Source organism: Phenylobacterium sp., from assembly GCF_031425575.1.
Lineage (GTDB): Bacteria > Pseudomonadota > Alphaproteobacteria > Caulobacterales > Caulobacteraceae > Phenylobacterium.
In genome coordinates this window covers 1-9,670 of sequence record NZ_JANPJP010000041.1, presented here as the reverse complement: position 1 = coordinate 9,670, position 9,670 = coordinate 1, and the positions used below count along the sequence as shown (strand labels likewise).

Here is a 9,670-nt window from a genome sequence, read left to right as displayed (position 1 = left end):
CCAGGACCGAGCCGGTCATGGAGTTGCGGGTGGTGTCGTTGCCGCCGACGATCAGCAGGATCAGGTTTCCCAGATACTCCATGCGATCCATGTCCTTGGTGGCCTCGCCGTGGGCCAGCTTGGAGATGAGATCGCCCTTGGGCGGCTGGGCGATGCGCTCAGCCCACAGGCGGCTGAAGTAGTCGACGCATTCGAACAGCTCCATCTTCCGCTCGGCCTCGACGATCTCGGGGTCGTCGGAGCTGAACAGGCCCGACTCCGGTCCCGCCGTGGCCACGTCGGACCAGCGGGTCAGCTTGCGGCGGTCTTCCCAGGGGAAGTCGAACAGGGTCGCCAGCATCTGGGTGGTGAGCTCGATGGAGACCCGGTCGACCCAATCGACGGGCTCGCCCACCGGCAGGTTGTCGAGGGTGTTGCAGATCCGCTCGCGGATCAGGGGCTCCAGAATCTGCAGGTTGTGGGGCGAGACGATGGGGCTGACGGTCTTGCGCTGGACGTCGTGCTTGGGCGGGTCCATCGCGATGAACATCGGAAGGGTGAAGTCTTCCTTGGGGTCGAAGATGGTGATCGACGGCTCCGAGGAGAAGGCCTCGTGGTTGGTGTCGACGGCCATGATGTCGTTGTACTTGGTCACCGACCAGAAGGCGCCGTCCTCGTGGTGCTCAGGCGGATGCAGGTGGACCGGGTCCTCCTTCCGCAGGCGCTCGAAGTAGGGCCACATGGTCTCGGTGCGCCACAGTTCGACGTCGGTTGGGTTGATGTCGTCAAGCGGCATGGAATAGGCGCGCGCCCTGGCTTCCGCCTTCAGGTCGATGTTGCCGTCGCTCATCAGGTGTCCTCCGAAGCCGTCTGGAGCGGCTATCTTATCACTGTTCAGACGAGAATGCTTGAGGCTGAGCGGCAAGGCAAGAGGCCGCGCCAGCGGGACGGGGCCGGTGCGCAGAAAATCTATACAGACGAAAGCGCACGACCGTGCTGTAACGGACGTTTCTCGAACAGATGTTTGACTGGATCGCCCATGGCCGCCGACGCCCTCTTCAAGCCCTTCGACTACAAGGGCCTGCACCTCAAGAACCGTATCGTCATGGCCCCGATGACCCGGTCGTTCTCGCCCGGCGGCGTCGTCACCGATGACGTGGTGGCCTATTACAAGCGCCGCGCGGCGGCCGAGGTCGGGCTGATTGTTTCTGAGGGCACGGGCGTGGACCGGCCGATCTCGGTGAACGACGCCAAGGTGCCGCGCTTCCATGGCGAGGCCGCCCTGGCCGGCTGGAAGCGGGTGATCGACGCGGTGCACGAGGCCGGCGGCGTGATGGCGCCTCAGCTGTGGCACGTCGGCGCGGTGCGCGCCCGCGACCCGGAGTTCTCGCCCAAAGGCCCCTATGACAGCCCGTCTGGCCTGTCGCGTCCCGACAAGCAATTCGGCGAGGGCATGTCCGAGGAAGACGTCGCCGACGCCATCCGCGCCTTCGCCGAGGCCGCGGCCCACGCCAAGGCGCTCGGCTTCGAAGCCATCGAACTGTCGGCGCCCACGGCTACCTGATCGACCAGTGCTTCTGGGAGGGCACCAATGTCCGCGAGGACGCTTACGGTTCAAAAGAGCTGACCGGACGTGCCCGCTTCGCCGCCGACATCTTGAAGGAAGTCCGCAAGGCCGTCGGCCCCGACTATCCGGTGATCATCCGCATCAGCCAGTGGAAGCAGCAGGACTACACTGTCCGCCTGGCCCACGATCCCAAGTCCATGGAGGCCTGGCTGGGCGCCCTGGTCGACGCCGGCGCCGACATCCTGCACTGCTCGCAGCGCCGGATCTGGGAGCCGGAGTTCGAGGGGTCTGACCTCAACTTCGCCGGCTGGGCCAAGAAGCTGACCGGCGTGCCGACCATCTCGGTGGGTTCGGTGGGCCTGTCGGGCGAGTTCATCGCGGCCTATGGCGGCGAGGCCTCGCAGCCGGCCTCGCTGGACGAACTGGAACGCCGCATGGACCGCGGCGACTTCGACCTGGTGGCCGTCGGCCGCGCCCTGCTGCAGGACCCCGAGTGGGTGCTGAAGATCAAGGAAGGCCGCAACGACGAGCTGAAGAGCTTCGAGCGGTCGGCCATGGCGGTGCTGTACTAAGACCCAATTCCACCGGTTTCCTTCTCCCCTTGCGGGAGAAGGAAAGCGGCTACCCCAGCGCCGTCTCGGCGATCGACTTGGCGGTCGGATAGTCGGCCTTGCCGTTGCTGGCGCGCAGCACCTCGGTGGTGGCGACGATCCGCTTTGGCGTCTTGTAGCCGGCCAGCGCCATGCGGACGTGGGCGCGCAGGGCGTCCTCGTTCAGGCTGGCGCCTTCCGACAGGCGGATGACACCGGTGACCGACTGGCCCCACTTCTCGTCGGGCAGGCCGATGACCAGGGCGTCCTCGACGGAGGGGTGGGTCTTCAGGGCCTCCTCGACCTCCTCAGGGAAGACCTTTTCCCCGGCGGTGTTGATGCAGGCGCTGCCGCGGCCGAGCAGGGTGAGCGTGCCGTCGGCCTCCACCAGGCACCAGTCGCCGGGGATGGAATAACGCTCCCCCTTGATGGTCCGGAAGGTGCGCGCGGTCTTCTCGTCGTCCTTGTAGTAGCCGAGCGGGTTTGGCCCCTTGATGGCGATCATGCCCGAGACGCCGGAGCCGGGCTCCACCGGCTCGTCGTTCTCGTCGAACACCTTGCAGCGCTCGCCCAGCATGAACTTGGCGGTAGGGGCCTCGCCGCCCTTCATCATGATCGAGGCGCCCATGCCGAGCGCTTCGGAGGAGGAGAAAGCGTCGCTGAGCATGGCGCCGGGCATGTGCTCCAGCAGGCCCTGCTTGACCTCCAGGCTCCACATCACACCGGAGGACACCACCACCGCGACGCTGGAGAGGTCGTACCGGCCCGGGTTGGCGTTGAGGGTGTTGAGCAGGGGCTTGGCGAAGCTGTCGCCCACCAGGACCAGGGATTGGGGCTTGTGGCGGTCGATGGTCTCCAGCAGCTCGACGGGGTCGAAGGTCTGTCCCTCCAGGGTGACGACGCAGCCGCCGGACATCATGGCGCCCATCGAGGTCAGCAGGCCGGTGCCGTGCATCAGCGGCGGGGCCGGCAGGATGCGACCGCCGGGGCCGGCGGTGCGAGTGGCCGCGGCCAGCTCCTCGAGGGTTTCCGGGACCGGACCCATCATGCGGGCCTGGGCCAGGGTGATTTCCCGCAGGTCGTTGTGGGTCCACATCACGCCCTTGGGCATGCCGGTGGTGCCGCCGGTGTAGATGAAGAACTGATCGTCGCCCGAGCGCTGGATATCGAGCGGCCCGCCATTGCCCTCGGCGGCCAGGGTGTCGAAGGCCTCTGCGAAGGGGGCGGTGGTCTCACCGACCTCGATCCAGGTCTTCACACCCGGCAGGCGCGGGCGGATCTCGGCGACGGCGTCCCGGAATTCCGACGAATAGACCACGGTCTGGGCGTCGGAATTGTCGAAGATGTACCAGACCTCCTGGGGCGTGTAGCGGTAGTTGACGTTGACGTGGGTCAGGCGCGCCTTCCACCCGGCGGCCACGGTCAGCAGGTACTCCGGCCGGTTGCGCATGTAGATGGCGATCTTGTCGCCGGGCTGGGAGCCGCGGGCGATCAGGCCGCGCGCCAGGCTGTTGGTGATCTGGTTGGCCTGGCCCCAGCTTATCTCCCTTTCTCCATGGATGAAGGCGGGCGCCTCAGGCGGCACCGCCCCGCCGACCGCGTCCAGGATGTCTCCGAAATTCCAGGCCATCGTCTCTCTCCCTTGTCGCTCCGTCGCTCATGGCGCCGGATGTCGAATTGTCGTCGGGCGCCGGATCAGGCGTTGAAGTTGAGCTTCAGGCCCGGCCGGGGCCAGCGGGCCTTGAACAGCTTGCCGGTGGCCGAGCAGGTCACCCAGGCGTCGCGCATGTCGGCGCCGCCGAAGCAGATGTTGGTGACGATCAAGTCGGGGAAGGCGAAGTGCTCGTAGGAGCCGTCCGGGTCGATGGCGGTGATCCCGCCATTGATGATGGTGGCCACGCAGACCTTGCCCGAGGCCTCAACCGCCAGGCTGTCGAACAGCTGGTAGCCGGGCATGTTGGCGACGACACGGCCCGGCGCGAAGCCCGCGGGCGGGCCCAGCACCCCCACCTCGGCGACGTCGAAGGCCCAGAGGCGGCCGAGGTTGGTGTCGGCCAGGTAGACCACTTTCTCATCCGGCGAGAGGCCGACGCCGTTGGGCGAGATCAGGTGGTCGCGCTGGCGGCTGATGTGGCTGCCGTCGGTCCTGGCGTAGTAGAGCGCGCCGAACTTGCGGCCTTCCGGCGTCGAGCAGCCGTGGTCGGAGAACCAGAAGCCGCCGGACTTGTCGAAGACGATGTCGTTGGGGCCCACCAGCCGCTTGCCGTCGCAGGAGTCATAGAGGGTGGTCAGCTTGCCGGTGGCCAGGTCAAACCGCTGGATCATGCCGCCGGTGTGGCTGGCGGGCGTGGGGCCGGGGATAGTCAGGCCGCCATTGTCCAGCCACTCGAAGGACCCGCCGTTGTTGGTGATGTAGATGGCGCCGTCCGGGCCGATGGCCGCCCCGTTGGGGCCGCCGCTGGTCTCCACCAGGGTGGTCTTGGTTCCGTCGGGGGTGACGCGGGTCAGGCGCTGGGCCTTGATCTCAGTGAGGATCACCGAGCCGTCGTTCATGGCGATGGGACCTTCGGGAAACGCGAAACCCTCGGCCACCAGCTGCATGTCCATGTTTCGTCTCCCCACGATTTTCTGCCACTATGGGTCGGTTCCGCCGCGTGAGGCCAGTCCCATGACGAAACTCTATGCGCTCGATTTCTTCGCCTGGACCCAGGACCAGGCCGACGCCCTGCGCCGCCGCAGCGTGAACGAGATCGACTGGGAGAATCTGCTGGAGGAGGTGGAGAGCTTGGGGCGTCAGGAACGTAGCGAGCTTCGCAGCCATCTCGTCATTCTCCTGACCCACCTATTGAAGTGGCGATTCCAGCCGGAGCGGCGGTCGAGAAGCTGGGCGCTGACGGTCGCCGAGCAGCGGGTTGAGACGCAGCGCGTGCTGCGGGACAATCCTAGCCTGAAGCCTCAGATCGGCGACTTGTTGAACGACGCCTATGAGACCGCCCACCTCCGGGCGGCGCGGGAAACAAGGCGACCCAAGACAGCCTTTCCGTCGGAGTCTCCCTTCGACTGGGACGCGGCCATGACCGAGCCCGTGGAGTGGGACGGCTAGGTCAGGCTCGTTCGAGCACCCGGATCGTGAAGGGGTGGTCGTCGTCCGGCCCGGCCGGATGGTCCTGGGCGCTGACCTCCCTCCACTGGCTCTCGTCGAAGCCCTTGAGGACCACGTCGCCCTCGACGTCGGCATGGACCTGCGTGAGGTAGATGCGGCGCGCCCGGGGCAGGACCAGTTCGAACAGGGAGGCGCCGCCGATGACGCAATACTCCTCCTGGCCGTCCTCCTCGGCCTGCTCGCGGGCGATGGACAGCGCCTCGCTCAGCTCCTCGCAGACGAGGCCGCCCTTGGCCTCGAAGGAGCCGTCGCGGGAGACCACGATATTGGTGCGGCCGGGCAGGGGCGCCTTGGGCAGGCTCTGCCAGGTCTTGCGGCCCATGATCACCGGCTTGCCCATGGTGACGGCGCGGAAATTGGCCAGGTCGGTCTTCAGCCGCCAGGGCAGCTCGCCGCCCCGGCCGATGACGCCATTGGAGGCGCGCGCGATGGGGCCGGCGGTGAGGATCGGTGTCATGGGGAATTCATAACCTGACTCTCCCCCGCTCGTCCCGGCGAAGGCCGGGATCCAGATCGTAAGTCAGGACTGAGCCAGGAATCCGGAATGCGGTGGATGCATCTGGGTCCCGGCCTTCGCCGGGATGAGCGGGCTTATACGGAGATCGGCGCGCTGATCTTCTCGTGGGCCTTGTAGCCGCGCAGCTTGAAGTCCTCGTAGTCGTAGGAGAACAGGTCGGCCTTGTCGGCGATCTCCAGGCGCGGGAGGGGCAGGGGATCGCGGCCCAGCTGCTCGCGGGCCTGGTCCAGGTGGTTCAGATAGAGGTGGGCGTCGCCAAGCGTGTGGACGAACTCGCCGGGCTCCAGGCCCACGACCTTGGCCATCATCATGGTCAGCAGGGCGTAGCTGGCGATGTTGTAGGGCACCCCCAGGAACACGTCGGCTGAGCGCTGATAGAGCTGGCAGGACAGCTTGCCGTCGGCGACGAAGAACTGGAAAAGGCAGTGGCAGGGCGGCAGGGCCATGTCCTCGATCTCGGCCGGGTTCCAGGCCGAGACGATGTGGCGGCGGCTGTCGGGATTGGTCTTCAGGCTGTGGACCACGGCGGCGATCTGGTCGATCACCCGGCCGTCCGGCGCGGTCCAGGAGCGCCACTGCTTGCCGTAGACGGGACCGAGCTCGCCGTCGGCATCGGCCCATTCATCCCAGATGGACACGCCGCGTTCCTGGAGCCAGCGGACATTGGTGTCGCCGCGCAGGAACCAAAGCAGCTCCACGAAGATCGACTTCCTGTGCAGCTTCTTGGTGGTGAGTAGGGGGAAGCCCTGGGAGAGATCAAACCGCATCTGGCGGCCGAAGACGCCCAGCGTGCCGGTGCCCGTGCGGTCGCCGCGCTGCACGCCGTTCTCCAGGATGTCGGCCAGCAGATCGAGGTACTGCCGCTCCGGATGCTCCGGGGCGGTGACGGCTTGCGGCAGGCGGGCAGAGGTGAGCGCGTTCATCAGTTCAGCCGGTGGACAGCGGGCGAGGCGATTCGGTGCTGATTCGCCCTTGATAGACAGTGTGTCGTGACGTCTCGCCAGTTGCGGAGAGCGAAGAAACGTAGAATTCTGTTGAGCAATTCCTGATGGGGGAAAGTCGATGCTCTTAGCCTTGATGTTCGCCAGCGCCCTTGCCGGCGCCGAGCCCACCCAGGGCGCCACGGCCGCGCCGCAGCGCGTGCCCGTTTCCGCCCCGCTTAAGCCCGGCGAGCGGCGGGTCAAGATGGTCTGTCGCAACGAGCAGAAGGCCAATTCCCGGGTCTCCGTGCGCAACTGCTACGACCAGGCCGAACTCGCCGCCCGCGAGGCCGCCGACCAGAAAATGCTGCAGGAAATCCAAATGAAGTCGCCGCTCAACTAGCCGGCGAACCCGCCCTCATCGAGGAACGCCTGTTCCTGGGGTGTCGTCGTGCGCCCGAGGGCGACGTTCCGGTGGGGGAACCTGCCGAACCGCTGGATGATGTCGCGGTGGAGCTCGGCGAACTTGAGGGTCTCCGGATCGCCTAGCGCCGTGCAAAGCCGCACGGCCTCGTCCTGGTCGGCCAGGTCCTCGGAGTGCTCGAAGGGCAGGTAGATAAAGGGCCGCAGCAGGGGCTCGATCTCCAGGTCCTGGCCGGTCGCCACCGCGTGACGGGCGATCAGGCGCGCCTTGCCGTCGGTGGCGAAGGCGTGGCCGGTGCCGCGCCACAGGTTGCGGGGGAACTGGTCCAGCAGGATCAGCAGGGCCAGGGAGCCCTCGGCGGTCGCCATCCAGGCGTCGTGGCGGCCCAGGGCGGCCATGTAGTGCACCGGCTCGAACTTCAGCTGGATGGCGGCGTCGAAGTTGGGGTTCTTGGCGAACCACCGCTTGGAGCCGGCGGTCCGCCAGAAGCCCGTGACGTCGTGCGGTGTGGCGGGCATCGCGCTCCTCCTGGATGGCCCCCTATGTCGGACCCCCGGGGATTCCGTTCAAGCGCGGTTCACACAGGCCCGGCCATTAACCTTTGCTAAAGGGACAGCCATCGGCCGTGTCCGGCCAGGGAACAGCGACATGAAGACGGTTATCAAGGGCGCCTTGGCGCTGGTGCTGCTGGCCTCCACGGCCACCGTAGCCCTCGCCCAGGACAATGGCGGCGAGAGCCGCGGCGACGGGGTCTACAATCCGGCGATGCGCGCCAGCTCGCGCAACGTGCCGCCGTCCCTGCAGGAGCGGCAACCGGCGCCCCAGGCCCAGACGCCGCAAGCCCAGGCCGAGCCTCAGCCGCAGCCCCAGGGCCAACCGCAGGGCCGCCAGGGTGGCCGGCGTGGCGATCCCAACTGGCAGTCGCGCCAGCCGGGGCAGGAGGGCCAGCAAGCGGGGCGCGACGGCCAGCGCTGGAATGACGGCGAGGGGCCGCGTCCCGGGCAGTCCTGGCAGGGTCAACGTCAGGACCGGGACGGCCGCCATGACCGGGATGGCCATCACGAGCGCGACCCGCGCTGGAACAACAACGGCTCCAACAGCCATGGTTGGAACAACAACGGCGACTGGCGTTCCGACCGTCACCAGCAGCGCCCTCGGTTCGACCGCCGCCACTACGGTCACAACTACCGTAGTCATCAACGCTACCGCGGCTACGCCTATCGCCCGCCGTCAGGCTTCTACATTCGCAGCTGGAGCTATGGCGACCAGCTGCCGCGCAGCTGGTGGAGCAGCCAGTACCGGTTGAACGACTGGTGGTCCTACGGCCTGCCGATCCCGCCCATCGGCTATGAATATGTCCGCGTTGGCGCCGACGTGATGCTGGTGGACATGTTCTCCGGCCGCGTGGTCCAGGTGATCCACCGCGTCTTCTGGTGATCTGATCCCTCCCTCCCCGTGAGGGGAGGGAGGGGCGTCACGGGACGAAATGTCCTGTAAGCGCCCGTTTGCCTTGACCTTCGCGCAAAATTCCGCTGCAAAGCCCCGCCTTTGCTGCGGCGCCGTTGCGCGACGTCGTGGCGACCTTCGTCTTCAGGAGAATGACCATGCGCGTCTACTACGACCGCGACGCCGACCTCGCCCGAATCCTGGACAAGAAGATCGCCATCGTAGGCTATGGCAGCCAGGGCCGCGCGCACGCGCTGAACCTGTCGGAGTCGGGCGTGAAGAACGTCGTGGTGGCGCTTCGCCCCGGTTCGGCCACCGCCAAGAAGGTGGAAGCCGACGGCCTGAAGGTGATGAGCGTGGCCGAGGCCTCGGCCTGGGCCGACGCGATCATGGTGCTGGCGCCCGACGAACTGCAGCGCGGCATCTATAACGAAGAGATCGCCCCCAACATCAAGGACGGCGCGGCCCTGCTGTTCGCCCACGGCCTGAACGTGCACTTCAACCTGATCGAGCCGAAAGACTCGATCGATGTGCTGATGATCGCCCCCAAGGGTCCCGGCCACACCGTGCGCGGCGAGTACCAGAAGGGCGGCGGCGTGCCCTGCCTGATCGCCATCCACCAGAACGCCACGGGCAACGCCCATGACTTCGGCCTGGCCTATGCCTCGGCCATCGGCGGCGGCCGTTCGGGCGTCATCGAGACCACCTTCCGCGAGGAATGCGAAACCGACCTGTTCGGCGAGCAGGCCGTGCTGTGCGGCGGCCTGGTGGAGCTGATCCGCGCCGGCTTCGAGACCCTGGTCGAGGCGGGCTACGCGCCCGAGATGGCCTATTTCGAATGCCTGCACGAGGTGAAGCTGATCGTGGACCTGATCTACGAAGGCGGCATCGCCAACATGAACTACTCGATCTCCAACACCGCGGAGTACGGCGAGTACGTGACCGGCCCGCGCATCGTGACGCCGGACACCAAGGCCGAGATGAAGCGCGTGCTGGAGGACATCCAGTCGGGCCGTTTCGTGCGGGACTTCATGCAGGAGAACGCGGTCGGCGCGCCGAGCTTC

9 protein-coding genes and 2 pseudogenes are annotated in these 9,670 nt (G+C 66.9%); 5 read left to right on the top strand and 6 right to left on the bottom strand.

The annotated features are described in order from the left end of the window. Nucleotides 1-829 (bottom strand): annotated as a pseudogene (locus RMO97_RS02110) (cytochrome P450); the annotation flags it as partial. Between the two features lie 189 nt (nucleotides 830-1,018). Here RMO97_RS02110 and RMO97_RS02105 point away from each other — a divergent pair. Next, nucleotides 1,019-2,118: pseudogene (locus RMO97_RS02105) on the top strand (NADH:flavin oxidoreductase). A 49-nt stretch (nucleotides 2,119-2,167) separates the two neighbouring features. Here RMO97_RS02105 and RMO97_RS02100 read toward each other — a convergent pair. Together RMO97_RS02100 and RMO97_RS02095 are read right to left on the bottom strand one after the other, a co-directional pair. Further along, nucleotides 2,168-3,766 carry an acyl-CoA synthetase gene (locus RMO97_RS02100; protein ID WP_310538904.1) on the bottom strand — a complete coding sequence of 533 codons (1,599 nt, stop codon included), beginning with the start codon at nucleotides 3,764-3,766 and terminating at the stop codon, nucleotides 2,168-2,170. A 65-nt stretch (nucleotides 3,767-3,831) separates the two neighbouring features. Further along, nucleotides 3,832-4,743: an SMP-30/gluconolactonase/LRE family protein gene (locus RMO97_RS02095; RefSeq protein WP_310538903.1), complete on the bottom strand. Its 912-nt coding sequence runs from the start codon at nucleotides 4,741-4,743 to the stop codon at nucleotides 3,832-3,834. A gap of 61 nt (nucleotides 4,744-4,804) precedes the next feature. Here RMO97_RS02095 and RMO97_RS02090 point away from each other — a divergent pair, with 61 nt between their 5' ends. After that, complete coding sequence (locus RMO97_RS02090) at nucleotides 4,805-5,239, top strand: DUF29 domain-containing protein (RefSeq protein WP_310538902.1); 435 nt, start codon at nucleotides 4,805-4,807, stop codon at nucleotides 5,237-5,239. A 1-nt stretch (nucleotide 5,240) separates the two neighbouring features. Here the strand turns inward: RMO97_RS02090 and RMO97_RS02085 are convergent, their stop codons facing one another. Then, nucleotides 5,241-5,756, bottom strand: coding sequence for a dihydrofolate reductase (locus tag RMO97_RS02085; RefSeq protein ID WP_310538901.1), 516 nt, complete (start codon nucleotides 5,754-5,756; stop codon nucleotides 5,241-5,243). Between the two features lie 134 nt (nucleotides 5,757-5,890). Then, on the bottom strand, nucleotides 5,891-6,739 hold the full coding sequence (locus RMO97_RS02080; RefSeq protein ID WP_310538900.1) for a thymidylate synthase: 849 nt from the start codon (nucleotides 6,737-6,739) through the stop codon (nucleotides 5,891-5,893). Nucleotides 6,740-6,878: 139 nt separating this feature from the next. Between RMO97_RS02080 and RMO97_RS02075 the strand changes: the two genes are divergently transcribed. Then, on the top strand, nucleotides 6,879-7,139 hold the full coding sequence (locus RMO97_RS02075) for a hypothetical protein (RefSeq protein ID WP_310538899.1): 261 nt from the start codon (nucleotides 6,879-6,881) through the stop codon (nucleotides 7,137-7,139). Here RMO97_RS02075 and RMO97_RS02070 read toward each other — a convergent pair. Beyond that, nucleotides 7,136-7,678, bottom strand: coding sequence for a DUF924 family protein (locus tag RMO97_RS02070; protein ID WP_310538898.1), 543 nt, complete (start codon nucleotides 7,676-7,678; stop codon nucleotides 7,136-7,138). The two genes, RMO97_RS02075 and RMO97_RS02070, sit on opposite strands and share 4 nt — an antisense overlap. A 130-nt stretch (nucleotides 7,679-7,808) precedes the next feature. On the opposite strand from RMO97_RS02070, the gene RMO97_RS02065 reads away from it, so the two are divergent. Together RMO97_RS02065 and ilvC are read left to right on the top strand one after the other, a co-directional pair. Next, nucleotides 7,809-8,597, top strand: coding sequence for an RcnB family protein (locus RMO97_RS02065; protein ID WP_310538897.1), 789 nt, complete (start codon nucleotides 7,809-7,811; stop codon nucleotides 8,595-8,597). 167 nt (nucleotides 8,598-8,764) lie between these two features. Next, a partial coding sequence (gene ilvC / locus RMO97_RS02060; protein WP_310538896.1) for a ketol-acid reductoisomerase occupies nucleotides 8,765-9,670 on the top strand: 906 nt, incomplete at its 3' end.

What these genes read in the sequence shown, in the direction of transcription:
- RMO97_RS02100 (WP_310538904.1), bottom strand. Translation starts at nt 3,766, where the DNA reads ATGGCCTGGAATTTCGGAGACATCCTGGACGCGGTCGGCGGGGCGGTG.
- RMO97_RS02095 (WP_310538903.1), bottom strand. Translation starts at nt 4,743, where the DNA reads ATGGACATGCAGCTGGTGGCCGAGGGTTTCGCGTTTCCCGAAGGTCCC.
- RMO97_RS02090 (WP_310538902.1), top strand. Translation starts at nt 4,805, where the DNA reads ATGACGAAACTCTATGCGCTCGATTTCTTCGCCTGGACCCAGGACCAG.
- RMO97_RS02085 (WP_310538901.1), bottom strand. Translation starts at nt 5,756, where the DNA reads ATGACACCGATCCTCACCGCCGGCCCCATCGCGCGCGCCTCCAATGGC.
- RMO97_RS02080 (WP_310538900.1), bottom strand. Translation starts at nt 6,739, where the DNA reads ATGAACGCGCTCACCTCTGCCCGCCTGCCGCAAGCCGTCACCGCCCCG.
- RMO97_RS02075 (WP_310538899.1), top strand. Translation starts at nt 6,879, where the DNA reads ATGCTCTTAGCCTTGATGTTCGCCAGCGCCCTTGCCGGCGCCGAGCCC.
- RMO97_RS02070 (WP_310538898.1), bottom strand. Translation starts at nt 7,678, where the DNA reads ATGCCCGCCACACCGCACGACGTCACGGGCTTCTGGCGGACCGCCGGC.
- RMO97_RS02065 (WP_310538897.1), top strand. Translation starts at nt 7,809, where the DNA reads ATGAAGACGGTTATCAAGGGCGCCTTGGCGCTGGTGCTGCTGGCCTCC.